Source organism: Cobetia sp. MB87 (assembly GCF_011319755.1).
Lineage (GTDB): Bacteria > Pseudomonadota > Gammaproteobacteria > Pseudomonadales > Halomonadaceae > Cobetia.
Genome location: NZ_VFBC01000006.1, coordinates 1 through 23,707 on the forward strand (window position 1 = coordinate 1; position 23,707 = coordinate 23,707).

A 23,707-nucleotide genomic window follows, 5' to 3' on the forward strand; every position below is an offset into this window, starting at 1 on the left:
TTGGTGACCTTGTCACCACTCATCGGCAAGCGCTCACACGAATTACCTGATCAAATTTTTAAAGAGCGTCGCTGTTAAGCGAGGAGACATATTCTACCCGGAACGCTTGAGAAGTCAAGCACTTGATGATGAGTCAATCGACTGCCTCTAAGCATCAGCAAGCGGTGAGGAGCGTTGCTCGATCACCTGTTCCGTAAGGAGTGCGGCGTATTCTAGCGAATCGCCCGGGATTGTCAATCGATGATTTGGAAGCGGACTTCAAAAACATCAAACAAAACAACCACCTGCAAACCTCTTTCACCGCTGGTAACGCCATGCGTCCCCGGCAGCGGATGCGTACTTTACGCACGAACCGACGTGAGGGCAAGGGCTTTCTTGAGAGAATCTCACCGCAATGATATCAGGCGCTCACAACGCGTTCGGCCCCACCTGATATGGTGGGGCCGAACGGGAGTCGACATACGCCAGCGTCTTCTCAGTACCTCTCAATTTCTCAGCGCGTCACGGTCACACGTGCGTAGCGCTTCTTGCCGGCCTGGATGACGATGGCAGTATCGAAAGGAGCCATATAGGAAGGCTCGACCACTTCGCCATCCACTTTCACGCGACCATTCTTGAGCATGTCCTTGGCCTGGGCACTGTTGTTGGCCAGGCCCGCGCGATTGATGACCGCCGCGATCGGCGCCACCTCGGCGCCCTCCAGGTTGACGGTGACATCCGGCATGTCCGCCGGCAGCTCGCCGTCGGCCAGCTGATTGCCGCTGGAAAGGTGTGCCGTCGCCGCCGCGTCTTCATCGTGGAAGCGTGCCACCAGCTCGCGCGCCAGCTCCATCTTGATATCACGCGGGTTGGCGCCGTTGTCGATGCTGGCCATCAGCGCCTTGACCTCATCGAGGGGGCGCAGCGACAACAGCTCGAAGTAACGCCACATCAGCGAATCCGGCATGGAGACGATCTTGTTGAACATCTCACCCGGGCGGTCGTTGATGCCGATGTAGTTGCCCAGCGACTTGGACATCTTCTGCACGCCATCCAGACCTTCGAGAATCGGCATGGTGATCACGACCTGCGGCTCCTGGCCACGCTGGCGCTGCAGCTCACGCCCCATCAGCAGATTGAACTTCTGATCGGTGCCGCCAAGCTCGATGTCCGCTTCCAGCGCCACGGAGTCATACCCCTGGATCAGCGGATAGAGGAACTCGTGGATGGAGATCGGCTGATTGCCGGTGTAGCGCTTGTCGAAATCGTCACGCTCGAGCATCCGCGCGACCGTGCTGGAGGCCGCCAGCTCGATCATGTCTCCCGCGGAGAGCTTGCTGATCCATTCGGAGTTGAAGGCGATGCGCGTCTTGTCCTTGTCGAGAATCTTGAAGACCTGCTCCTGATACGTCAGGGCATTGGCCTTCACGTCCTCTTCGGTCAGCGGCTTGCGCGTCACGCTCTTGCCGGTGGGGTCGCCGATACGGCCGGTGAAATCACCGATCAGGAAGATGATCTCGTGACCCAGGTCCTGCAGCTGGCGCAGCTTGTTGATCAGCACCGTATGACCGAGGTGCAGGTCCGGCGCCGTCGGATCAAAGCCCGCCTTGACCTTGAGCTTGCGCCCGGACTCGAGCTTCTTGATCAGCTCTTCCTCGACCAGTACCTCATCGGTACCGCGCTTGATGATCTCCAGCGCTTCCACTACTGACTTGTCGCTCATCCTGCCCTCTCTGACCGTTGCTGCTCCCCTCGTAACGGGGCATGTTGGCCGAGAATGTTAGCATGACGAGCATGGCATGCACCCCCTGCTGCAGGGCGGTGTGCTCATGAGCTTCACCCCCCTGTTGCACGCCCCCAATGATCGGGAGACCCCCAATGGCGCTCTACCTTGGCTTGATGACCGGCACCAGCCTGGACGGACTCGATATCGCCTTGCTCGATATCGCCCCCTCCTCGCCAGACCACGAACGGATTCGCTTCATTGATGGGCTCGATCTGCCGCTGCCCGAGACACTGCGGACTCGCCTCTGGCAGCTGATGCATTGCGATGAGGCATGCTTCGCGGATCTCGCCGCCGCCGAGAAGGCGTTGGCCGAACTGGCCGCCAGCGCGGTGACGCGCTTGCTGACACGCCAGCAACTGACTGCAGAGGATGTCGTAGCCATTGGCAGCCATGGCCAGACCATCGAGCATCGTCCCTATGGCTTCAGCGATCAGCCATGCCACACGCCCTACACCCTGCAGCTCGACAACCCCAGCCTGCTGGCCGAGCTGTGCGGCATCCCTGTCGTTGCTGACTTCCGGCGCCGTGATCTGGCCGCCGGCGGTCAGGCTGCCCCACTGGCACCCGCCTTCCACGCTGCCCTGTTCAGCCAGCCAGACCAATGGCATGGGCTGCTCAACCTGGGCGGCATCGCAAACCTGACGCTACTTCCCCCTCAGGACTCCACGGCTGACGTCATCGGCTTCGATACCGGCCCAGCAAACTGCCTGCTGGACGCCTGGCATGCCCGTCATCGTGGTACCGCGGTGGATCAGGATGGTCAATGGGCCGCCAGCGGCAGGGTGATTCCTGACTTGCTCGAGCGATTGCTGTCGGCCGATTACTTCCGCCGACCGCTCCCCAAGAGCACTGGCCGCGAAGACTTCCATCTCGACTGGCTGGCACAGCACCTGACCGGCGACGAGTCACCGGCCGACGTGCAGGCCACACTTCTGAGCCTGACCGTCGAGAGCATCGCGCAGTCACTGGAGCAGACCGGCGTATCACTGGCCGCACTGACTCCCTGCGGTGGCGGGGCACGCAATGGCACCCTGCTCACGCAGCTGGAGCAGCGCCTGGCGCAAAGCAAGCAGGCGACTCCCCTCGTGTCCTGCACTGACATGGGCTGGAACGCAGACCTGCTCGAAGCCAGCGCCTTTGCCTGGCTGGCGGCGCGCAGAGTACTGGAACGCCCCGGCAACCTGCCCAGCGTCACCGGTGCAAGCGGCCCGAGAGTATTGGGCGGCCTCTACGCTCGCTGACCCTCATCGGATACGAAAAAGCCGCCCTCTTCAACATAAGAAGGGCGGCTTTAGATTGGCCAATCACCATGCTGACATCACCGACAGCTGGCATGACCGACACGCCTCAGTCGTCATCCCCCTGCAGCGAGAAGCGACTGGCGGCATTCAGGACATCCAGCTGGGCTTCCTGGGCGCTATCGGAATCGCCGAACTTGATCATCAGGCGCAGGTCATTGGCGGAATCGGCATGCGCCAATGCCACCTCCTCAGTGATCAAGCCCTGCTGATGCAAGGCATACAACGATTGATCAAATGTCATCATGCCCTGCTGCTGCGAGCGCTTCATGACGTCCTTGATCTCGACCACCGCGCCCTTGCGGATCAGGTCGACGATCAGCGGCGAACGCAGCATCACCTCAATGGCCGGCACGCGCTGGGTGGTATTGCCACTCCTGTGAGGCAACAGCTGCTGGGCCACGATGCCCTTGAGGTTCAGCGACAGATCCATCCACACCTGCTCATGACGCTCCTCTGGGAAGAAGTGGATGATGCGGTCCAGGGCCTGGTTGGCATTGTTGGCATGCAACGTCGCAAGACACAGGTGGCCTGTCTCGGCGAAGGTCAGCGCGTGCTCCATGGTCTCACGCGAGCGGATCTCGCCGATCATGATCACGTCCGGCGCCTGACGCAGCGTATTGCGCAGTGCCACCTCGAAGGACTCGGTATCGATCCCCACTTCACGCTGCGTCACGATGGAGCGCTGGTGAGGATGGATATACTCGATCGGGTCTTCGATGCAGATGATATGCCCGCTCGAGGTCTGGTTGCGGTGCTGGATCATCGCTGCCAGCGAGGTCGACTTGCCGGCGCCGGTACCGCCGACGAAGATCACCAGACCACGCTTGGTCTCGGAAAGCCCCTTGATGATCTCCGGTAGCCGCAACTCTTCCAGGCTGGGAATTGACAGCTGGATACGGCGAATCACCATGCCCATCTGGCTACGCTGGTAGAAGGCGCTGATCCTGAAGCGCCCGACTCCCGGCAGACTATGCGCGAAGTTGGCCTCGCGCTCTTCCTCGAAGCGCTCACGCTGCATGTCACTCATCGGCGCGAGCACCAGCTCTCTCACCTGATCGACACCCAGCTTCTTGTCACCCAGCGCCACCATGCGGCCATTGACCTTCATCTGCGGCGGCGTGCCGGTGGAGATGAACAGGTCCGAGCTGCCCTTGCTGACCATCAACTGCAGAAGTTCATGCAGCCATTCATGAGGAGTCATGAGTTGTATCCCGATATGCGCCTTGAGAGTCGCGCCCAAGGCCTCGCGCTGAAATGCCGTCCCATGAACCTGAAAAGTTGACGTGTTCCGGCCCCTGCCCCACCTACCTGCAACGTGATTGTCGGCCCTCTTGGCGAATTCAGCTCAACAAGCCCTTGGCTTTCGCCTGAGCATCTTCATTGGTCACCAGCCCTTCCGCCAGCAGACGCGTCAGCGCTGCATCCAATGTCTGCATGCCCAGGGCGCCACCGGTCTGGATGGAGGAATACATCTGCGCCACCTTGTCCTCGCGGATCAGGTTACGGATGGCAGGCGTCGCGATCATGATCTCGTGAGCCGCCACCCTGCCACCGCCAACTTTCTTGAGCAGTGTCTGGGCGATGACACCCTGCAAGGACTCGGACAGCATCGAGCGCACCATCGACTTCTCCTCGCCGGGGAAGACATCGATGATACGGTCGACGGTCTTGGTCGCGGAGGTGGTGTGCAGGGTGCCGAACACCAGGTGGCCCGTCTCGGCCGCGGTCAGTGCCAGGCGGATGGTCTCGAGATCTCGCAGCTCGCCGACCAGAATGACATCCGGGTCTTCACGCAGCGCCGAACGCAGCGCGGGCGCGAAGCCGTGGGTGTCACGGTGCACTTCACGCTGATTGACCAGACAGCGCTTGGACTGGTGCACGAATTCCACCGGGTCCTCGATGGTGAGGATGTGGTCGTACTTGTTCTCATTGATGTAATCGACCATCGCCGCCAGCGTGGTGGATTTACCGGAGCCAGTCGGCCCGGTGACAAGGATCAGGCCACGCGGCAGCATGCACATCTTGCGGAAGGCTTCACCGAGCCCCAGATCCTCCATCGTCAGCACTTCCGAGGGGATGGTACGGAAGACGGCCCCCGCGCCACGCCCCTGATGGAAGGCGTTGACACGAAAGCGCGAGACGCCCGGCACCTCGAAGGAGAAATCGGTCTCGAGGAACTCCTCGAAGTCACGGCGCTGCTTGTCGTTCATGATCTCGTAGATCAGCGCGCGCACCTGCTTGTCATCCATTGACGGCACATTGATGCGCCGCACATCACCGTCGACACGAATCATCGGTGGCAAACCTGCGGACAGGTGAAGATCCGACGCGTTCTGTTTTGCCGAAAAAGCCAGCAGTTCGGTAATATCCATGCAGTTCCCTCGCGAAGACCGAAGCTCTTGTACCAACGAGTCTTGTGTACTCTGGTGAAAGTGTGAAGTGGCTCTTCAGTAGATAGTGCGATGGGCACCATGTCACCAGGCCTGTCACGCTCATGCTATTGATGACACGCCTGATACCGTGCCAGCCATCGCCAGGTTGTTCCGCAAATTCTGGAGCCGAGCCGCATGACCGCAGTCCCCGACGACGAAGCTTGTGTTACCCAGTGTATCCTAGAGGCCCGCGCGCGGCTGGAAAAGGCATTGCAGACAAGTAAACGCAACGCTGATTCGGCGCAAGTGCTGGCCGTCAGCAAGACCAAACCCGCCACGCTGGTGCGCGCAGCCTGGCAATCCGGCCAGCGGGCCTTCGGCGAGAACTACCTGCAGGAAGCGCTGGACAAGCAGCAGGCGCTGTCGGACCTCACCGATATCGAATGGCATTTCATCGGCCCCATCCAGTCCAACAAGACGCGCGCCATTGCCGAGCACTTCGCCTGGGTGCATACCGTGGAACGCGAGAAGATCGCACGTCGCCTGAGCGAGCAGCGCCCCGATGAGCTTGGCGCGCTCGATGTCTGCCTGCAGGTCAATATCTCCGGCGAAGCCTCCAAGGCTGGCGTGGCACCGCAGGAATTGCTGGCGCTGGCCGAGACGGTGATCGCGCTGCCCGGGTTGCGCCTGCGCGGCCTGATGGCGATTCCAGCTCCCTGCGCCGCCGATGCCAGTGAGGCCGAGCGCCGCGCGCCCTTCCGCCAGCTGCGCGAGCTGCTGGAGCGACTGCAGACACGCTTCCCCGCCGCCAGCTACCCGCAGGCCCGGCTCGATACGCTCTCGATGGGCATGAGCGCGGATCTTGAGGCCGCCGTCGCCGAAGGTGCGACACTGGTACGCCTCGGCACTGCCATCTTCGGCGCACGTGACTATTCCCACGTCCACTGAGTCCTACGCTCGCTGATGCAAGCCAACGCTCACGCAAGGCTCTCGAGCTTGCCGCCAGCCCTCCCACTGAATGATCAGGAGCACCGCATGACGCACCAGAGCACCGCTACACCGCGCACCATCGCCTTCATCGGCGCCGGCAACATGGCCAGTGCCATCTTCGGCGGCATGGTCGATGCCGGCTATCCCGCGGACCGCATCATCGCCACGGCTCGCTCGCGCGAGACACTGGATGCCCTCGAGCAGCGCTATGGCGTGAGCACGACCCAGGACAACGCCTACGCCGTCTCGCAAGCCGATGTGGTGGTGCTGGGCGTCAAGCCGCAGATGATGCATGACGTCTGCCAGGCACTGACCCCTGCGGTGCAGAACCGCAAGCCGCTGATCGTCTCGGTCGCGGCCGGCATCACCTGCGACAGCCTCGAGCGCTGGTTGGGCGGCGACCTCGCCATCATCCGCTGCATGCCCAACACGCCGTCACTGGTCGGTGTCGGTGCCAGCGGTCTCTATGCCACCGCCCAGGTGACGGAGGAGCAACGCGGCTTGATGGATGAGATGCTGACTGCGGTCGGTATCGTCGAGTGGGTCGAGGAAGAAGGTCTGCTGGAAGCCGTCACCGGCATTTCCGGCTCCGGCCCGGCCTACTTCTTCCTGTTCATCGAGTCACTCGAAGCGGCAGGCATCGAGCTGGGACTGAAAGCCGAGACCGCGCGCCGCCTGGCGATCCAGACCGCCCGCGGTGCCGCCGAGATGGCCTTCTCCAGCGAGCATGAGCCTGCCGAGCTGCGCCGTCGCGTGTGCTCGCCGAATGGCACCACGGAGCGCGCCATCAACAGCTTCGAGAAGGATGGGCTGCGCGATATCGTCGAGCGTGCCGCCAAGGCCTCCAGCGTGCGCGCCGCCGAGCTTGCCCGCGAGCTGGATCGCTGACAGCCTCTGCCCCACTGACATCTCCTGCAGGTCGCTGGCAGCCCGAGTCACAACAGGCCATCATGCGCTGTTCATGTGTTGTTGGCATGCTAGCGGCATGACGCGTGCACTATCGCGCGCCCACTTCTCACCGTCTTAAGGAAAGCCCCATGGGTGCTATGGGTAATATCGGACTTCAGCTGGTCACCATCCTGCTGCAACTGTTTGTCTACATTCTGATGCTGCGCTTCCTGCTGCAGCTGTCCCGCGCGGACTTCTACAACCCGGTCACCCAGTCAGTGGTCAAGGCGACCAACCCGCTGGTGGCCCCGTTGCAGGGCATCCTGCGTCCGCTGGGTCGCTTCGACATCGCCACCCTGGCCGCGGCCTTCATCGTCGTCAGCCTGGTGCTGGTCGCGATCGGCGCCCTGTTCGGTGGCGGCATGCTGCCGGTTGGTTTCATCGCGCTGACGGCGCTGGGCACCATTCTCGACAGCATCATCAACATCTACTTCTTCGCCCTGATCGCGATGATCATCCTGTCGTGGGTCGCACCGCAGGCCAACCACCCGGGCGCCATCCTGGTCCACCAGCTGGTCGATCCGATCATGAAGCCGGTGCGCAAGGTGATTCCGTCGATCGGCATGCTCGATCTGTCGCCGATCTTCGTGTTCATCGCGCTCAATCTGGTCGGCAGCCTGATCAACCAGACCCTGCCGTCACTGGGCATGCTGCGCAGCGCCTTCAGTTAAGCCGGCGCTCCGCCAGCCAGGATGGCTCGCACGCGCCCAAGGGCACGCGCCCAAGGGCACGCGCCCAAGGCGCAGGCCGACGAGATCAGCGCCCGCCACGGGCTCCCGTAGCGGGCGCTCTTGCATCGTGTGTCACTGGATCACGCGTGCGCACGCTGTGCTAGAGTGAGCCCTCGGCCGAAGCCAGAACCACGGTGCACGAGACGCCCACAAGGCGCATCACCGCGGCTTCGCGCCCCGGACACGGGCCTTGCCCCGAACACTCTGCTGGACATGATGCTGGAAACCTTCACCACGATGCCTGATTCCCTGCCCCCGGATTCGGTCGGTCTCGTCACGCCTCAGACTGCCCACTTCGATACCCCGCTGGAGCTGGCCTGCGGCAGACGCCTCGAGCAGTACTCGCTGGTCTACGAGACCTACGGCGAGCTGAACGCGGACGCCAGCAACGCCATCCTGATCTGTCACGCCCTCACCGGCCACCATCATGCGGCTGGCTATCACGCCATGAGCGACCGCAAGCCTGGCTGGTGGGACGACTACATCGGCCCCGGCAAGCCCATTGATACCTCGCGCTTCTTCGTCATCGCGCTGAACAACATCGGCGGCTGCCACGGCAGTACCGGCCCGACCTCGATCAACCCGGAGACGGGCGAGCAATGGGGGCCTGACTTCCCATTGGTGACCGTGCCGGACTGGGTCGAGAGCCAGAAGCGCCTCGCCGAGTCTCTCGGCATCACCCGCTTCGCGGCGGTGGTCGGCGGCTCGCTGGGTGGCATGCAGGCGCTGCAGTGGGTGATGGACCACCCTGACCGCGTCGGTCACGTCGCCATCATCGCCTGTACGCCGAAACTCTCGGCGCAGAACATCGCCTTCAATGAAGTCGCGCGTCAGGCGATTCGCTCTGACCCGGAATTCCATGACGGCTGGTACTCGCGTGTCGATGCCGTGCCCAAGCGCGGCCTCAAGCTGGCCCGCATGGTCGGTCACATCACCTATCTTTCCGAGCACTCGATGGGGACCAAGTTCGGGCGTGACCTGCGCCAGGACCGCCTCAACTTCGGTTACGACGTCGACTTCCAGGTCGAGAGCTATCTGCGCCATCAGGGCGACACCTTCTCCACCGCCTTCGACGCCAACACCTACCTGCTGATGACCAAGGCACTCGATTACTTCGATCCCGCCGCCACGGCCGGCGATGATCTGGCCGCGGCCATGGCACCGATCAGCTGCCCGGTGCTCGTCGTCAGCTTCACCACCGACTGGCGCTTCGCGCCGTCACGCTCGCGCGAGCTGGTCAACGCCATGATCCATGCCGGCAAGAACGTCAGTTATGCCAACATCGATTCTCCTCACGGCCATGACGCCTTCCTGCTGCCGGGAGAGCGCTATCAGGCAGTGCTGGGCAACTTCCTGACCCGCGCATACGACAAGGCCTGCAACGCAGCCTCTCCCCTGCACACCGCTCCCCAGGAGGCCAGCCATGCGTAACGACCTCGCCCAGATCCACGACTGGATTCCCGAAGGTGGCCGCGTGCTGGATCTCGCCTGTGGGGATGGCACCCTGCTGGCCTCGCTCAAGGAGACCAAGGGGGTGTTCGGCTACGGACTGGAGATCGATCCCGACAACATCAGCGCCTGCGTGGCGCGCGGCGTGAACGTCATCGAGCAGAACGTCGATGACGGCCTGGCCAATTTCGCCGATGACACCTTTGATCGCGTGGTGATGTCCCAGGCCCTGCAGGTACTGCGCCGCCCGGACCGTGCGCTGGAAGAGATGATGCGCGTCTCACGTGAAGCCATCATCACCTTCCCCAACTTCGCCTACTGGCGTCACCGCCTGCACCTGGGGCTCAAGGGGCGCATGCCGGTCTCCAAGTCACTGCCGCACGCCTGGTACGACACCCCCAACATCCACCTGTCGACCTTCGCGGACTTCGAGCGCCTGTGTCGCGCCCAGGGCCTCAAGATCATCGATCGCGCGGTCGGCAATGGCGATCACGAGCCGCACCCTGCGGCGACCTGGTGGCCGAATCTGTTCGGAGAGGTGGCCATCTTCCGCGTCTGCCGCGACAACTGTCCGCCCGATCACCGCTGAGTTCAGGCGCCCTACAGCAGTCGCGCCAGGCACCGCAAGAAAACGGCCGACAGGACACTCCTGTCGGCCGTTTCGCGTCATGACACCACCAATTATTCCGCGCCGCGATAGTGCTGCGCTATCCGGGCCATGCACAGACAGTCGCAACTAAAGTCTATATACTTTCGAGGTAAACGCAGCTGAGGATCACGGCACGCACTTCCGGTGAGGTGCGCCGGCATCCCGAGGAGAGAGTGCATGAACTTCCATACCCGCAAATGGGTCAAGCCCGAAGACCTCAACCCCAACGGCACCCTGTTCGGTGGACGTCTGCTGGCCTGGATCGATGAAGAAGCGGCCATCTACGCCATCGTCCAGCTGGGCACCTCACGCGTGGTCACCAAGTTCATGTCGGAGATCAACTTCGTCTCCAGCGCGCGTCAGGGCGACATCATCGAACTGGGCATCACCGCCAGCGCCTTCGGTCGCACCTCGATCTCGCTGTGCGTCGAGATCCGCAACAAGATCACCCGCGAGCGCATCCTGACCATCGACCGCATCGTGCTGGTCAGTGTCGATGCCGACTTCAAGCCGGTGCCCCACGGCCGCACGCGCATCACCTATATCGAAGACCGCTTCCGTGAGCAGGCCGGCAGCAACGATAGCCATAACGACAGTCACAATGACAGTCACAACGACAGTCACAAAGACGAAACGCCGCAGAAGGCACCGCGTCGTCGTGCCGAGAGCGCGTCGGACCTCAAGAACGCCTGATCGCGTCACTGTTCAGGTCGGGCCACGCAGGTCGCGCCAACGAAAAAGGCACCTCCGAGAGGTGCCTTTTTTTATGCCGGGCATTCAGCCCGCTGTTGTGTCGCTGACTGGCCGCTAGCTGACGGTCGTCTGCATCGTTTCCCGCAGGCCTTCACAGGCATCCGCGACTGGCGCCGTCGCCGGCGTGAACCACACCAGATCATAGGCCGGCGCCGCACCGGCACTCTCCGGCAGATAGTCGGTGAGATGTGTCAGCGGTTGACCCGCGTCATCCCAGGCCACCGGCATCAGCGCCACGGACAGCGTGCTGCCATCCAGCCAACGCGGCACGCCGATATCACGACGGGCATGACCGGAGCCACACACCAGCAAGCTGGTGGCACCGTCGGCCGCCAGGCCCTCCAGTCGTTCTGCCATCTGCTGATCACGCGCCAGCTGCGCACGCAGCATCGCATCCAGGCGCTCTGCACCCAGCAGGCCGCAATGGCCTTCATCCAGTGCCTCACGCTGCAGGCGCAGTACCGCTTCCGGCAGCGCCAGCGGCGGCTGTCCTGCTACCATGCTGGCCTCCAGCTGTGCCGCCGACAGGCTGGCAGACGCCAGTGGCGCACCACTGTCCAGCGCTCCGCGCAGCAGGGGGGCGTAATCGGTGAAAGGCCAACGCGCATTCCAGGCCAGCAGCTGCTGAAGCTCGTCATCCGGCAGCCCCGCGACCGCAAGCGAGGTGCGGTTGGCCAGCGACAAGGCGGCATCCTGGGTCGTGTCCAGCATCTCCAGCGCTACACCGCCCAACTGACGCCGCGCGACCAGCGCATCGATCAACCAGCGTTCCAGCTGGTGATGGTCCGGATTGTCGTGATGCTCACCCAGCAGCACCATCGAGTGCGCCTGACTCCAATCGACCAGCGCCGCTGGCGACAGACGACGATTGCCCTCCGCGACCAGAATGCTGCCCAGCAACGGGTGGGATGCCTTGGGGTCATGCCAGGCTGGCAGCGGGGGCAAGGGCCCGTTGGCCGGCTGAGCGGCCTGTGCGAGCGGGCTGCTCAGTGCCGTGCCCAGCACGGAAAGCCCGCCCGCCGAGGCGACCATGCCGGCCAGCAACTGGCGACGGCTCACCCCGGCCGTGCGCTCAGGCGTCTCGGATTCGTTGCTGGAGCGGAAGCTGGATTTGAGCGAGCGGCGGAATAGCGACATGAAGATGACCCGGCATGGAAGGAAGCGGCAAGACACGGTAAAAGACCACAAGAGAGCGTGCCAACGCTGCCATGATACCCGATGCGAGCCCCCTCATGTCCGAAAGGCCACCAACACTACCGCAAGGGCCTTCATCCAGACTGTGCTTGAGACTGCCGCTGCCATCACTGCCCATCGGCCGCAGCATGGCACTGACACTCGATGATGGCCGTCCGGCCCTGCTGGTGATGCAGCCCGACGGCCTGCGCGCCTTCCTCGACCGCTGCCCGCACCAGGGCAGTCGAATGCTGACCGAGGACGAGACTGGCGATCCCTACATGGACGCGACCGGTGGCCTGATCCTCTGCCACCGCCATCAGGCCTGTTTCGAACCGCATCACGGCACCTGCATCAGCGGCCCCTGCGTCGGCCAACGCTTGACCGCGCTGGACATCGAGCTGGTGCACAACGATGCCTCGCCAGCACTGTTGCTGCTGTGGGAGGCCGCAGGCAGCGGTGGAGAAACGAGGGAGAAATGACGAAGAGATGATAGAGAGAGGTGAGCGCTGACTGACAGGCTGAGCGCCAGCGATCTGATCAGCCAGCAAAGCACGCGTCATGCAGTGGCAGCGCGCGCGTCAGGCCCAGTCTTGCTCGCCACAGCGGCTGGCCCGCGTCCGAGAGAGACTCCTCGAGCGTGATCTGCATGCCCAGCGCCAGCACCTCGACACCGGCGGCCTGCGCCTGGGCAAAGGCCTGTGCATAGGCCGGGTCGAGATGCGCCGCCGGTGCGACATCCTCGATCCCGTCATGGGCGACGCAGAACACCAGCACGCAGCGGTGGCCTGCTGCGACCAGCGCCGCGAGGCTGGCCAGATGACGCTGGGCACGCGTGCTCACCGAGTCCGGGAAATAGCCGTGACCGTCGGCTTCACGCAGCGTCAGTTGCTTGACCTCCAGATAGATCGAGGCCGCGCCCTCCTCCTTCGGCCACATCTGGAAGTCGAGCCGTGAGCGCTCCGGCGTGTCATTGCCCGGCAGCAGGACCTCGACACGCGACTCGCGCTTGAGGCGCGCAAAGTCGGCGAGCCCCATGTCATGCAGCACGCTGACGCTGGCCTGCTGCAGCGCCGCCTCGACATGGGCATTGGCACGCCCGGTATGCACCGCGACCAAGGCCTCACGCCGACCGTCAGCACCGGGTGGGGCCATGGGCAGGCGAATCAGCTCCCAGGTCCAGGCGAGCTTGCGCCTGGGGTTGTCGGACGGCGACAGCCATACCTCACAACCTTCCACGCACACCGCGCGCATCGAGCCGGTATTCGGGCAATGCGCCGTCACCACTTCACCAGCCCGCTCACCCTCGAGCAGCTCCACCTCGGCGAAGAAGCGCTTGTAGCGACGGATCAGGCGACCACGATACAGCCCCTCAAGCTCCATCAAGCCGACACTCCCGCCCGGCTGGCACGCCGCTCAAGGAAGCGCTCCATGCGGGCCAATGCCTCGCACAGACGTGCCTCATCGGCGGTGAAGGCGATACGCACATGGCGACGCCCTTCGGCCAGCGCGAAGTCCGTGCCCGGCGTGATGGCGACATTCTCTTCTTCCAGCAGTGCGCGACAGAAGGCCTCGCTGTCATCACTCAGGTGCGAGATATCCAGCCAGACGTAGAAGGCGCCCTGCGGCGGCACCGACGGCGCCAGCCCCAGGCGTTCGAGCCCGGCCAGCAGCACGCCACGACGGGCTTCCAGCACCTGCCGACGACGCTCGAGCTCTGCTTCGCATTCCGGCGTGAAGGCCGCCAGCGCCGCATGCTGGGCAGGTGTCGACGCGGCCAGGAAGACATTCTGCGCCAGGCGTGACAATGGCTCGACCGCGGCTTCCGGCGCCACCAGCCAGCCCAACCGCCAGCCTGTCATGCCGAAGTATTTCGAGAAGCTGTTGATGACGAAGGCATCGGGGCACTCTGCCAGTGCGGTGTGCGCAGGCACGCCATAGGTCAATCCCTGATAGATCTCATCCACCAGCAGGTGTGTATCTCGCGACTGGCACAGCTCGCCCAGCGCCTTCAATTCCTCGGGCGACAGCACGTGTCCGGTGGGATTGGAGGGCGATGCAACCATCACTGCCCGCGTGTTCTCGCGCCAGAAATCATCGGCAAGTTCGGCAGTCAGCTGCCAGCCACTCTCGGCATTGACGGGCACCACATCCAGCTGGGCATCCACGAGACCCATGAAGTGGCGATTGCAGGGGTAGGTCGGGTCGGCCATCAGGACGCTATCGCCACGCTCGGCGCACAGCAGCGTGGCCAGCAGCAAGGCACCGGAGGCGCCGGGCGTGATGATGATACGGGAGGGAGAGACCGTGACGCCGTGGCGACGCTGATAGTCTGCCGCGATGGCGTCACGCAGGGCCGGCAGGCCGCAGGCAGGGGTGTAGCGCGTCTGACCGGCCGCCAGTGCTGCCTGCCCGGCGGCGATCACCGGCGCAGGGGTCGGAAAGTCAGGCTCCCCCACTTCCAGATGGATGACGTCATGGCCAGCGGTCTCGCGTGCCTGGGCAGCTTCCAGCAGCGTCATCACGCGAAAGGCGGCGACGGATTCAAGGCGGCGGGCAAACGGCATGACAACACTCCTCAGGATGGGAGCTTCATTCTAGGCGCCTGCCAAGGCCCATTCCCAGCCCCTTCGTGCAGGAAAATCGGTGTTTTCCGATACGCACCTGACCACTGCCCGCTACAAACTATCGTCGGAGATCGGTTGCAAACTTGTCATTTTTACGCTAAATAAGCTGATCTTCTCGCGAGGGCAGCAGTCAGGACAGCCCCCTCGCCGTGGCCAAGGAGGCAGTGCATCAGGCTGTCGACGGCCCAAGTCACCTTGCGGAATGAGGCGGTCCCATGCCCTTAGCTGAAACCAAGCCAGAAGCGCTTAAGAAATTCACCCCGTATGAGCCGGCTGCGGGTGAAGAGTACATGAACGAGAAGCAGCTAGCGCACTTCCGCCAGATCCTGATGGAGTGGAAACAGGAGCTGATGGAAGAGGTCGATCGCACCGTGCGTCACCTGCAGGAAGATGCCAACAACTATGCAGACCCTGCAGACCGTGCCACTCAGGAAGAAGGCTTCAGCCTCGAACTGAGAACGCGTGATCGCGAGCGCAAGCTGCTGAAGAAGATCAACGAAACCATCGATAACATCGATGAAGACGACTACGGCTTCTGCGAGTCCTGTGGCATCGAGATCGGGATCCGCCGCCTGGAAGCACGTCCGACCGCGACCCAGTGTGTCGACTGCAAGACGCTGGCCGAGTTGAAGGAAAAGCAGCTGGGCCGCTAAGCCCTGCTGTCGATGAAGCGACGTCAGGCCGTCGCCTCATCCCCCCATACGGGCACCCTCCTCGGAGCGGTGCCCGTATGCGTTCAGGCCCTGCTGTCTGCGAATTTCCCACCACGAAGGATGACGGAGCCCACATGCCTACCGCCTACCGTGGCCGCTTTGCCCCCACCCCTTCCGGCCCGCTGCATGCGGGCTCTCTGCTGGCCGCCGTCGCAAGCTACCTCGATGCCCGCCATCACGGCGGCGAGTGGCTGGTGCGCATCGAGGATATCGACCCGCCGCGCTGCCCCGCCGGGAGCGCCGATACCATTCTGCGCCAGCTGGATGCCTTCGGCCTGCAGCGCGATGGCGAACTCCGCCATCAGAGTCAGCGTCACGCCGCCTACGCCGAGGCACTGGAGCGACTGAAGGCCAGTGGCATCGCCTACCCGTGTGACTGCTCGCGCAAGCAGTGGCGCGAGCACGCCATCTACCCCGGCTGGTGCCGCGAGCGAGCTGAACCTCCCACGGGCGAGCATGCCTGGCGGCTGGATGTGCGTGCCGCAGAGCGCTTCGGCGGCCCCCGGGCCATCGCTGGCTGGCAGGACCGCCTGCAAGGCGCGGTCCAGCTGGATCTCGCCGCGCTCGGCGATGTGGTGCTCAAGCGTCGCGATGGCCTGTGGGCCTATCAGCTGGCCGTGGTGGTGGATGATGCCGAGCAGGGCATCACCGATGTCGTGCGCGGGCTCGATCTGCTCGACAACAGCCCCTGGCAACGTCTGCTGCAGGCATCGCTCGACCTGCCGATGCCCCGCCTGACACATCTGCCGCTGATCACGGCCGACAATGGCCAGAAGCTCTCCAAACAGAATCTGGCGCCGGCCCTGCCAGAAGACGCCAGCGCGATTCGAACGCTGCTGCACCACACCCTGACGCTGCTCGGCCAGGCGCCGCCCTCCGAACTGGCGACCGCCAGCCCCGCGGAGCAACTCGCCCACGCCATTCCTCGCTGGTCACTCACGGCAGTCGGTACCGCGCCGTCACTCAGTGCGGCCACGGATCCAATGCCAAGGGTTGCCGAGAGCCGCTGAGAGCCGCTGAGAGCCGCCGAGAGCCGAGATGACATGCACTCGGGACACCTGACAACAGCCACGATTGTCGGATTGCCTCCCCTGTGCGAACAGGACAGACTCGAACGACAGTCATTCCCTCATGCACACCCTCAGGCGAGCGACATCAACCCATGGCCCGGATTCTGATCGTCGAAAAGGAAGGTGCTTCGCGCAACACGCTGCAGCATCTGCTGGAGCGCGAGGGTCACGACGTGGTGCAGGCCAGCGGCCTGGAGGATGCCCGGCTGCAGCACCCCGCCGACTTCGCGCTGGTGATCTGTGACAGCGAACTGGCCGGAGAGCACGCCGACCCGATCCTGCGCGCCAGCCGGCCAACTCCCGTGCTGCTGCTGGCCGACAACCCCAGCCTGCACGCCGCCATCGGCTGCCTGAAGGCGGGGGCAGCCGACTATCTGCCCAAGCCGTTCGATCAGCAGGCCTTCGCGCGCAGCGTGCGAGATGCGCTGTCGCTGCCACGCCAGGGGGTGCCGAGTACCGCGCCTACTCCGCCCCAGGCGCATGCTGGTACGGCCAAGCCGGTGGAGATGATTGGCCATTGTCGCGCCATGCAACAGGTCTACACCCGCATCCGCAAGGTTGCGCCCGCCGATGTCACCGTGCTGGTGCTCGGTGAATCCGGCACCGGCAAGGAGCTGGTCGCGCGCGCCATTCACCGCCAGAGCGAACGCCATCAGGCACCACTGATCTGCGTCAACTGCGCCGCCATTCCCGAAACGCTGATCGAGTCCGAACTGTTCGGCCATGAAAAAGGTGCCTTCACCGGCGCCACCAGCTCGCGCACCGGTCTGATCGAAGCCGCCGACGGTGGCACACTGTTTCTGGATGAGATCGGCGAACTACCGCTGGATGCCCAGGCGAGACTGTTGCGAGTACTGCAGGAAGGCGAGATTCGCCGCGTAGGGGCCATCGAGACACGCTATGTCGACACCCGCCTCATCGCCGCGACCCACCGCAACCTGCATCAGCTATCGGCCAGCGGCGAGTTCCGCCTCGACCTCTACTACCGCCTGAACGTGATGGAGATCGACCTGCCGCCTCTGCGTGAGCGCGGCGATGACGTGCTGGAGCTGGCCGAGCATCTGCTGGCTGGCATCGCACGCAAGCATGGTCGTGATGGCATGCGACTCTCTCAGCGGGCGCGTCAGGAAATCCATCATTACGCCTGGCCCGGCAATGTCCGTGAGCTGGAAAACGCCCTCGAGCGGGGCGTCATCCTGGCGGAGCGCCGCATCATCGCCCCAGAGGACCTCGGCCTGCGCACGCCCGCAGGGCAGCCGCTTCAGACAGCGCCCGCCGCAACGGCAGCCCCAATGGCCCCGCCCACGGCTCCGGCCCCGAAGACAGCAGGCAGAGGGGCGGCGAAAGGAGCAATGCAAGGGTCGATGAACGGCACAGTGAAAGGCGCCGCCAGGGACGCAAGTCCCGAGACGGCCTCAGCGCCTGTCACAGGTCAGCCCGCGACCAGTCAACAAGACACGGGCCAGCCACCGCCTGCGGCCACCCCACGCAGCGGCCTCTCGGTGGTCGGCGATGCCAGCGAGGAGGAAGACCTTTCGCTGGAAGATTACTTCCAGCACTTCGTGCTCGAGCATCAGGACCACATGAGCGAGACCGAGCTCGCACGCCGCCTCGGCATCAGTCGCAAGAACCTCTGGGAGCGACGCCAGCGCCTGGGCATTCCACGTCGCAAGGGCCGCCGCAGCTCTCCCGCAAGCTGACGCTGGCGTACTGAAGCTGGAGGGGCGCTGGAGCACGGAAGTCACTGCACTCAAGACCCTGCACCATGCGGGTGCCATCCCGAGCGGGCAACCCGCCTGCGCCGCCACCTTGCCTGCCACGGATCCACGCATCATCGCGGGCATCGCTAGACTTTAGTGTCGAAAGGCCTGCAAAAAACCCAGCTCAATCATTAGCTTGCAAGGCACTTCGTTAGACCTTCGCACCAATTGTTACCATCGACCCCAAATCATGACCCCAACCAGCGCACCAATGGGCACGTCAGGTAACACCTCGCACCTCTCTACACCTCACGTCTCAGCGACCTATGTCTAAATGACTGAATTGCTGGTTTTTTTTAAGCTGTGGCACATCCGATGCAATAACACGGTCAAGAAAAAGAACAACCGGAAATACGAAGCGCGCCCAACAACAACAAGAACGCGCAATGCTTCGAAAACCCTCGACACCAACAAGAACAATACCCGTCGAGCGCGTGACATTGATGATGAACCGCATGCCTCACTACATGAGTGGTGACAGGCAGGAGCCAAAACAAGAACAAACGGCCGCAGTTCATCATCCGCCGATCCAACAACAACAAGATATCGGCAGTCCGGAATCTACTGACCAGGACGCGACGAATCCGGCCTCGAGCACCAACAAGAACAACAGGCTCGACCCCGGATCACCCCCGAAACAACAACAACTCGCGGGGGGAGGCTACTCAGCCGTCGGTGAATGGAAGATTGTTTTGAATACGAGATGGTCACCGAACAGACAGCCAGACAACAACAACATGATCTGCAACACGAAGGATCTGTCTGCATTGATTTGTGACTGTGGTGCGTATTCAGGGCGATGCGCCATCACGAAAAAGAACATCCGCTCAAGGATGCGTGTACCCTACCTGCAAGGGAGACCGAGTGATCGGTCTCCCTTTTTCCTTGTCTGAGAGGTGATTTTCGCCTCGTCAGACGCCTTGAAGTGCAGAGTCGGCCCCTGGATGGCAGACCGGCGCTTTGCCAAGGTATCTGCCCTCGGCTACACTGGGCGGCCTGCCACGCACGAGTCGAATCGCTGCATGCTCAAAGGATTTACCCGCTTTCTACAACGCCCCGGTGACCGCTTGAAGACGCTTTTCAATGCAACTGACGCGCCCGCGGCCCCATTGCCCAGCCTGCGTGTGATACCGCGGGATGAGCATCCCGTGTCCCGCCGCCAGCTCAGCGAGAATGCGCTGAAGGTACTCTATCGCCTGCAAAGCGGTGGATATCAGGCCTATCTGGTCGGTGGCTGTATCCGTGATGCCCTGCTCGGACAACGCCCCAAGGACTTCGACGTGGCCACCAACGCCACGCCGGAACAGGTCCGCGAGCTGTTCCGCAATGCCCGCATCATCGGCCGTCGTTTCCGTATCGTGCACGTGCGCTTCGGTCGTGAGGTGATCGAGGTCACCACCTTCCGCGGCAAGCCGGCCGATAGCACGCCAAGCCAGCATACCCAGCAGTCGGAAGACGGCATGCTGCTGCGCGACAACGTCTTCGGCTCCATCGAGGAGGACGCGCTGCGCCGCGACTTCACGATCAATGCCCTCTATTACGACGTGTCCGACTTCACGATCCACGACTGGGCCAATGGCGTACGCGACATCGAAGCGCGCATGATTCGCCTGATCGGTGATCCGGAAACACGCTATCGCGAAGATCCGGTGCGCATGCTGCGTGCCGTCCGCTTCGCCGGCAAGCTGGACTTCGACATCGAGGAGGCCACGGCCGAACCGATGTACGAACTGGCCCCGCTGCTGCTGCAGATTCCGCCGGCGCGCATGTTCGAGGAAGTGCTCAAGCTGTTCATGTCCGGCTATGCACTGGAAACCTTCCATCTCCTGCGTGAGTTTGGTCTGTTCCAGATGCTGTTCCCCGAGACGGAAGAGAGCTTCGCGCATTATCACTGGTCCATGCCGCTGATCGAGAAGGCGCTGGCCAACACTGACGACCGCATCCGCGAAGACAAGCCGGTCACACCGGCCTTCCTGTATGCCGCCCTGCTGTGGCCGGGCGTCAAGGCGCGTACCGACCAGCTGATCGCCAGTGGCATGCCCGACATTCCGGCAGCCCACCAGGCAGCCCAGCAGGCGATCGCTCGCCAGCTCAACCATACCTCGATCCCGAAGCGCTTCAGCATTCCGATGCGCGAGATCTGGGACATGCAGGCCAAGTTGCCGCGTCGCCGTGGCAAACGCGCCTTCCAGACCCGTGAGCATCCGCGCTTCCGCGCCGCCTACGACTTCCTGCTGCTGCGCGAATTCGCCGGCGAAGTGAAGCCGGGGCTGGGCAAGTGGTGGACCGACTTCCAGGAAGTCGATGCTCGCACCCAGGTCACGATGATCGAAGGCGTCTCCGATGAAGGCCCCGCCGGCAGCAAGCCGGTCGGCACCAAGCGTCGCGGCAAGCGTCGGCGCAATGGCCGCGGCCAGGGCTAAGCAGTGGCTCGCCTGAGCCACTGCCGTCTCCACGCAGGAACTGTGCATGATTTCGACAGCCTTGATTGGCCTCGGTGCCAATCTTGACGATCCGCGCGCTCAACTGGAGCGCGCGCTTGAGGCTCTCGACCGGCTGCCGCTGACCCGCTGCACGCGACATTCTCGCCTGTATGCCAGCAAGCCGGTCGGCCCGCAGGACCAGCCCGACTTCGTCAACGCCGTCGCCGAGCTGACGACCCGCCTGTCTCCCCTCGCCCTGCTTGATCAACTGCAAGCCCTCGAACAGCAGCATCGCCGCGTGCGGCTGCGTCACTGGGGTCCCCGCACGCTGGATCTGGACCTGCTGCTCTTCAATGACAGCAGGATCTCGACACCGCGTCTCGTCGTGCCCCATCGCGAAATGCTCAAACGTGGTTTCGTGATGCGTCCGTTGGCTGACCTGCTGGGCCCGCAGCGCCTCAACGTGCTGGGAGAGGAAAATCTCGAAACACTGGCGTCTCGAGTTGAGGGCGATGACTTGCTCCCCCTCGGACCTCAGGAGTAGAGTTTCGCCATCTTGTTACCGTCTTGCCCACTTTGGCCTATGCGGTAACACTTTCTGGTAACACCGGCCCGCGTCGCCCGCAGTCCGCCCTCGGCGGCCTTCTCGCGATCGCGGCTGCTCGACGCCACGGGCAGCCGCGTCATACGCGCCGCAACGAGTAAGCGTCCCGATGAAAAACGTCACCCTGAGCACCCTGCGCCGCCTCAAGGCCGATGGTGAGACGTTCAGTTGCCTCACCGCCTACGATGCCACCTTTGCTCATCTTGCCAGCGATGCCGGTATTGAAGTGCTGCTGGTCGGCGACTCTCTCGGCATGGTCCTGCAGGGCCATACCAGCACCCTGCCCGTCACCATCGATGACATCTGCTACCACACCGCCGCCGTGGCACGTGGCAAGCAAGGCAGCCTGCTGATGGCCGACCTGCCCTTCATGAGCAATGCCAGCACTGACATCCTGCTCGATCATGCGGCGCGTCTGATGCGGGCCGGTGCCGAGATGGTCAAGGTCGAAGGCGAAGCCTGGCTGGCCGATGCCGTCACCGCGCTCGTCCAGCGTGGCGTGCCGGTCTGCGTGCATATGGGCCTCACACCACAGCACGTGCATGCCTTCGGCGGCTACAAGGTACAGGGTCGCGACGAGGCACGTGCCGAGCAGATCATCGCCGATGCGCGCACGCTGGAAGCCGCGGGTGCCGCGATCATCCTGCTCGAATGCGTGCCGTCCGATCTGGCCGCGCGCATTCGTGATGCCGTCGAGGTGCCGGTGATCGGCATCGGTGCCGGCGTGGACGTCGATGGCCAGATTCTGGTCATGCACGACATGCTCGACCTGACGCCCGGCCGCAAGCCGCGCTTCGTCAAGAATTTCATGAGTGATGCCGGCAGCGTGCAGGAGGCCTTCGCGGCCTACCACCAGGCGGTCAAGACCCGCAGCTTCCCGGCGCCGGAGCACGGCTTCTGATGAAAACCGTCTCCCAGATCAACGTCCTGCGCGAGCAACTCGCCCAGGCACGCCGCGATGGCCTGCGTATCGCGCTGGTGCCGACCATGGGCAACCTGCATGCCGGACACCTGTCACTGGTCCGTGAAGCGCGTCGCCATGCCGACATGGTCGTCGCGAGCATCTTCGTCAATCCGCTGCAGTTCGGCCCCGGCGAAGACCTCGACAGCTATCCGCGCACCCTCGAAGCCGACCAGAATGCGCTGGCCGCAGAAGGATGTGACCTGCTGTTCGCCCCTTCGACGGCAGAACTCTACCCCGCCGGCCGCGACGGGCTGTGCAACGTGCAGGTGCCGGGTGTTTCCGAAGGCCTGTGCGGCGGCAATCGTCCGGGTCACTTCGATGGCGTCGCCACCGTCGTCAGCATCCTGTTCAATCTGGTACGCCCTGAAGTCGCCTGTTTCGGCGAGAAGGACTTCCAGCAGCTGGCCGTGATCCGCAAGCTCAACCGCGACCTGCACTTCGGCATCGAGATCATCGGCGTGCCCATCGTGCGTGCCGAGGATGGGCTGGCGCTGTCATCACGCAACGGCTACCTGAGTGAGCAGGAGCGCGCCATCGCGCCGCGTCTCAAGCAGTGCCTCGATGCCCTGAAGGCTCGCCTTGAGCAGGGCGTGGCGCGTGATGTGGCGCTGCGCGAGGCACTGGCCGCCATCAGCGAGAGCGGCTTCAAGCCGGACTACCTCGAGCTGCGCCGCGCGGCTGATCTGGGGGCGGTCGAGGATGACACGCGCGAGGCGGTGATTCTGGTCGCCGCGCACCTGGGCCGTACGCGCCTGCTCGATAACCTGAAGGTCGCCTTGCCGGTGGCCTGATGCCTGATTAGACTGCGCCGCCTTGCACCCTGGCGTGGCACTGTCCGCCACGCCATACGCGCCAGGGCCCTGGTCCCAGGGCCTTGATCTGCGCCCGGCGGCGCTCAACTGGAGACATCCTGATGCAAGCCATCATGCTCAAGGCCAAGCTGCACATGGCCCGCGTGACTCACGCCGTCCTCAACTACGAGGGCTCCTGCGCCATCGATGGCGACCTGCTCGACATGGCAGGCATTCGTGAGTACGAACAGATCCAGATCTACAACGTGGACAACGGCAAGCGCTTCACCACCTATGCCATTCGCGGCGAAGAAGGCTCGAAGATCATTTCGGTGAACGGTGCCGCAGCCCACCAGGCCGACGTCGGCGACCGCGTGATCATCTGCGCCTTCGCCCATTACGCCGAGAGCGAACTGGACGCGCACAAGCCCTCCATGGTCTATCTGATGGAAGGCAACGAAGTCAGCCATACGGCCAACGCCATCCCGGTCCAGATGGCCTGAGCATCCCTTGCTGCCGGTTGCTCCACGTCCTGAAGGCTTGAGCTTTCAGGTATCGAGCCTTCCGCGAACGCTCCAACACGACGCCAGCCCCTGCCTGCCAGAGCGCTGGCGTCGTGCCGTC

Annotated in this window: 23 protein-coding genes; 17 read left to right on the forward strand and 6 right to left on the reverse strand. The window is 63.5% G+C overall.

Annotated features, from left to right (window positions below; genetic code table 11):
• Positions 1-493: 493 nt before the first annotated feature.
• Positions 494-1,702 carry a tyrosine--tRNA ligase gene (tyrS, locus tag CDPAHKCJ_RS05440; RefSeq protein ID WP_166019000.1) on the reverse strand — a complete coding sequence of 403 codons (1,209 nt, stop codon included), beginning with the start codon at positions 1,700-1,702 and terminating at the stop codon, positions 494-496.
• Between the two features lie 155 nt (positions 1,703-1,857).
• Here tyrS and CDPAHKCJ_RS05445 point away from each other — a divergent pair, with 155 nt between their 5' ends.
• Complete coding sequence (locus CDPAHKCJ_RS05445; RefSeq protein WP_166019001.1) at positions 1,858-3,006, forward strand: anhydro-N-acetylmuramic acid kinase; 1,149 nt, start codon at positions 1,858-1,860, stop codon at positions 3,004-3,006.
• 106 nt (positions 3,007-3,112) lie between these two features.
• On the opposite strand, the gene CDPAHKCJ_RS05450 is transcribed toward CDPAHKCJ_RS05445, so the two are convergent.
• Together CDPAHKCJ_RS05450 and CDPAHKCJ_RS05455 are read right to left on the reverse strand one after the other, a co-directional pair.
• Positions 3,113-4,267 (reverse strand): PilT/PilU family type 4a pilus ATPase, encoded by a 1,155-nt coding sequence (locus CDPAHKCJ_RS05450; RefSeq protein WP_166019002.1) that lies wholly within the window; start codon positions 4,265-4,267, stop codon positions 3,113-3,115.
• Between the two features lie 139 nt (positions 4,268-4,406).
• Positions 4,407-5,438 (reverse strand): type IV pilus twitching motility protein PilT, encoded by a 1,032-nt coding sequence (locus CDPAHKCJ_RS05455; protein ID WP_166019003.1) that lies wholly within the window; start codon positions 5,436-5,438, stop codon positions 4,407-4,409.
• A gap of 195 nt (positions 5,439-5,633) precedes the next feature.
• Between CDPAHKCJ_RS05455 and CDPAHKCJ_RS05460 the strand changes: the two genes are divergently transcribed.
• From CDPAHKCJ_RS05460 to CDPAHKCJ_RS05485, 6 genes are all read left to right on the forward strand, one after another.
• Positions 5,634-6,386 carry a YggS family pyridoxal phosphate-dependent enzyme gene (locus CDPAHKCJ_RS05460; RefSeq protein WP_166019004.1) on the forward strand — a complete coding sequence of 251 codons (753 nt, stop codon included), beginning with the start codon at positions 5,634-5,636 and terminating at the stop codon, positions 6,384-6,386.
• A gap of 87 nt (positions 6,387-6,473) precedes the next feature.
• Positions 6,474-7,316, forward strand: coding sequence for a pyrroline-5-carboxylate reductase (proC, locus tag CDPAHKCJ_RS05465; RefSeq protein ID WP_166019005.1), 843 nt, complete (start codon positions 6,474-6,476; stop codon positions 7,314-7,316).
• A gap of 149 nt (positions 7,317-7,465) precedes the next feature.
• On the forward strand, positions 7,466-8,047 hold the full coding sequence (locus tag CDPAHKCJ_RS05470) for a YggT family protein (RefSeq protein WP_043333437.1): 582 nt from the start codon (positions 7,466-7,468) through the stop codon (positions 8,045-8,047).
• 297 nt (positions 8,048-8,344) lie between these two features.
• Positions 8,345-9,538, forward strand: a complete 1,194-nt coding sequence (locus tag CDPAHKCJ_RS05475; protein ID WP_166019006.1) for a homoserine O-acetyltransferase — start codon at positions 8,345-8,347, stop codon at positions 9,536-9,538.
• A complete protein-coding gene (metW, locus tag CDPAHKCJ_RS05480) occupies positions 9,531-10,145 on the forward strand; it encodes a methionine biosynthesis protein MetW (RefSeq protein WP_166019007.1) in 615 nt (204 codons plus the stop codon). Before CDPAHKCJ_RS05475 ends, metW begins: the two co-directional genes overlap by 8 nt.
• A 237-nt stretch (positions 10,146-10,382) precedes the next feature.
• Positions 10,383-10,898 (forward strand): hotdog domain-containing protein, encoded by a 516-nt coding sequence (locus tag CDPAHKCJ_RS05485; protein WP_166019008.1) that lies wholly within the window; start codon positions 10,383-10,385, stop codon positions 10,896-10,898.
• Between the two features lie 114 nt (positions 10,899-11,012).
• On the opposite strand, the gene CDPAHKCJ_RS05490 is transcribed toward CDPAHKCJ_RS05485, so the two are convergent.
• A complete protein-coding gene (locus CDPAHKCJ_RS05490) occupies positions 11,013-12,095 on the reverse strand; it encodes a ChaN family lipoprotein (RefSeq protein ID WP_166019009.1) in 1,083 nt (360 codons plus the stop codon).
• Between the two features lie 146 nt (positions 12,096-12,241).
• Between CDPAHKCJ_RS05490 and CDPAHKCJ_RS05495 the strand changes: the two genes are divergently transcribed.
• On the forward strand, positions 12,242-12,613 hold the full coding sequence (locus tag CDPAHKCJ_RS05495; RefSeq protein WP_166019010.1) for a Rieske (2Fe-2S) protein: 372 nt from the start codon (positions 12,242-12,244) through the stop codon (positions 12,611-12,613).
• A gap of 58 nt (positions 12,614-12,671) precedes the next feature.
• Here CDPAHKCJ_RS05495 and sfsA read toward each other — a convergent pair whose 3' ends face one another.
• Entirely contained in the window at positions 12,672-13,514 is an 843-nt protein-coding gene (gene sfsA, locus CDPAHKCJ_RS05500) for a DNA/RNA nuclease SfsA (protein ID WP_166019079.1), read from the reverse strand.
• A complete protein-coding gene (locus CDPAHKCJ_RS05505) occupies positions 13,514-14,698 on the reverse strand; it encodes an aminotransferase class I/II-fold pyridoxal phosphate-dependent enzyme (protein ID WP_166019011.1) in 1,185 nt (394 codons plus the stop codon). The genes sfsA and CDPAHKCJ_RS05505 overlap by 1 nt, the downstream gene beginning before the upstream one ends.
• Positions 14,699-14,973: 275 nt before the next feature.
• Between CDPAHKCJ_RS05505 and dksA the strand changes: the two genes are divergently transcribed.
• The 9 genes from dksA to panD all read left to right on the forward strand — a co-directional run bounded on the left by dksA (position 14,974) and on the right by panD (position 23,586).
• Complete coding sequence (gene dksA / locus CDPAHKCJ_RS05510; protein ID WP_166019012.1) at positions 14,974-15,411, forward strand: RNA polymerase-binding protein DksA; 438 nt, start codon at positions 14,974-14,976, stop codon at positions 15,409-15,411.
• A 134-nt stretch (positions 15,412-15,545) separates the two neighbouring features.
• A complete protein-coding gene (gene gluQRS, locus CDPAHKCJ_RS05515; protein ID WP_166019013.1) occupies positions 15,546-16,481 on the forward strand; it encodes a tRNA glutamyl-Q(34) synthetase GluQRS in 936 nt (311 codons plus the stop codon).
• Between the two features lie 152 nt (positions 16,482-16,633).
• The gene (locus tag CDPAHKCJ_RS05520) at positions 16,634-18,241 is read left to right on the forward strand and encodes a sigma-54 dependent transcriptional regulator (RefSeq protein WP_240916676.1); all 1,608 of its coding nucleotides are present in this window, start codon (positions 16,634-16,636) and stop codon (positions 18,239-18,241) included.
• 446 nt (positions 18,242-18,687) lie between these two features.
• Complete coding sequence (locus CDPAHKCJ_RS05530; protein ID WP_152965404.1) at positions 18,688-19,194, forward strand: hypothetical protein; 507 nt, start codon at positions 18,688-18,690, stop codon at positions 19,192-19,194.
• Positions 19,195-19,323: 129 nt separating this feature from the next.
• Positions 19,324-20,724: a polynucleotide adenylyltransferase PcnB gene (pcnB, locus tag CDPAHKCJ_RS05535; protein ID WP_166019014.1), complete on the forward strand. Its 1,401-nt coding sequence runs from the start codon at positions 19,324-19,326 to the stop codon at positions 20,722-20,724.
• A gap of 46 nt (positions 20,725-20,770) precedes the next feature.
• Positions 20,771-21,268, forward strand: coding sequence for a 2-amino-4-hydroxy-6-hydroxymethyldihydropteridine diphosphokinase (folK, locus tag CDPAHKCJ_RS05540; protein ID WP_166019015.1), 498 nt, complete (start codon positions 20,771-20,773; stop codon positions 21,266-21,268).
• A 169-nt stretch (positions 21,269-21,437) separates the two neighbouring features.
• Positions 21,438-22,229, forward strand: a complete 792-nt coding sequence (gene panB, locus CDPAHKCJ_RS05545; RefSeq protein ID WP_166019016.1) for a 3-methyl-2-oxobutanoate hydroxymethyltransferase — start codon at positions 21,438-21,440, stop codon at positions 22,227-22,229.
• Complete coding sequence (panC, locus tag CDPAHKCJ_RS05550; RefSeq protein WP_153635065.1) at positions 22,229-23,083, forward strand: pantoate--beta-alanine ligase; 855 nt, start codon at positions 22,229-22,231, stop codon at positions 23,081-23,083. Before panB ends, panC begins: the two co-directional genes overlap by 1 nt.
• Before the next feature lie 122 nt (positions 23,084-23,205).
• A complete protein-coding gene (gene panD, locus CDPAHKCJ_RS05555; RefSeq protein WP_043333409.1) occupies positions 23,206-23,586 on the forward strand; it encodes an aspartate 1-decarboxylase in 381 nt (126 codons plus the stop codon).
• Positions 23,587-23,707 lie beyond the last annotated feature (121 nt).

Bases quoted from the DNA above. Each gene is read 5' to 3' on its own strand.
- tyrS (WP_166019000.1), bottom strand. From the start codon at position 1,702: ATGAGCGACAAGTCAGTAGTGGAAGCGCTGGAGATCATCAAGCGCGGT.
- CDPAHKCJ_RS05445 (WP_166019001.1), top strand. From the start codon at position 1,858: ATGGCGCTCTACCTTGGCTTGATGACCGGCACCAGCCTGGACGGACTC.
- CDPAHKCJ_RS05450 (WP_166019002.1), bottom strand. From the start codon at position 4,267: ATGACTCCTCATGAATGGCTGCATGAACTTCTGCAGTTGATGGTCAGC.
- CDPAHKCJ_RS05455 (WP_166019003.1), bottom strand. From the start codon at position 5,438: ATGGATATTACCGAACTGCTGGCTTTTTCGGCAAAACAGAACGCGTCG.
- CDPAHKCJ_RS05460 (WP_166019004.1), top strand. From the start codon at position 5,634: ATGACCGCAGTCCCCGACGACGAAGCTTGTGTTACCCAGTGTATCCTA.
- proC (WP_166019005.1), top strand. From the start codon at position 6,474: ATGACGCACCAGAGCACCGCTACACCGCGCACCATCGCCTTCATCGGC.
- CDPAHKCJ_RS05470 (WP_043333437.1), top strand. From the start codon at position 7,466: ATGGGTGCTATGGGTAATATCGGACTTCAGCTGGTCACCATCCTGCTG.
- CDPAHKCJ_RS05475 (WP_166019006.1), top strand. From the start codon at position 8,345: ATGCCTGATTCCCTGCCCCCGGATTCGGTCGGTCTCGTCACGCCTCAG.
- metW (WP_166019007.1), top strand. From the start codon at position 9,531: ATGCGTAACGACCTCGCCCAGATCCACGACTGGATTCCCGAAGGTGGC.
- CDPAHKCJ_RS05485 (WP_166019008.1), top strand. From the start codon at position 10,383: ATGAACTTCCATACCCGCAAATGGGTCAAGCCCGAAGACCTCAACCCC.
- CDPAHKCJ_RS05490 (WP_166019009.1), bottom strand. From the start codon at position 12,095: ATGTCGCTATTCCGCCGCTCGCTCAAATCCAGCTTCCGCTCCAGCAAC.
- sfsA (WP_166019079.1), bottom strand. From the start codon at position 13,514: ATGGAGCTTGAGGGGCTGTATCGTGGTCGCCTGATCCGTCGCTACAAG.
- CDPAHKCJ_RS05505 (WP_166019011.1), bottom strand. From the start codon at position 14,698: ATGCCGTTTGCCCGCCGCCTTGAATCCGTCGCCGCCTTTCGCGTGATG.
- dksA (WP_166019012.1), top strand. From the start codon at position 14,974: ATGCCCTTAGCTGAAACCAAGCCAGAAGCGCTTAAGAAATTCACCCCG.
- gluQRS (WP_166019013.1), top strand. From the start codon at position 15,546: ATGCCTACCGCCTACCGTGGCCGCTTTGCCCCCACCCCTTCCGGCCCG.
- CDPAHKCJ_RS05520 (WP_240916676.1), top strand. From the start codon at position 16,634: ATGGCCCGGATTCTGATCGTCGAAAAGGAAGGTGCTTCGCGCAACACG.
- CDPAHKCJ_RS05530 (WP_152965404.1), top strand. From the start codon at position 18,688: ATGCTTCGAAAACCCTCGACACCAACAAGAACAATACCCGTCGAGCGC.
- pcnB (WP_166019014.1), top strand. From the start codon at position 19,324: ATGCTCAAAGGATTTACCCGCTTTCTACAACGCCCCGGTGACCGCTTG.
- folK (WP_166019015.1), top strand. From the start codon at position 20,771: ATGATTTCGACAGCCTTGATTGGCCTCGGTGCCAATCTTGACGATCCG.
- panB (WP_166019016.1), top strand. From the start codon at position 21,438: ATGAAAAACGTCACCCTGAGCACCCTGCGCCGCCTCAAGGCCGATGGT.
- panC (WP_153635065.1), top strand. From the start codon at position 22,229: ATGAAAACCGTCTCCCAGATCAACGTCCTGCGCGAGCAACTCGCCCAG.
- panD (WP_043333409.1), top strand. From the start codon at position 23,206: ATGCAAGCCATCATGCTCAAGGCCAAGCTGCACATGGCCCGCGTGACT.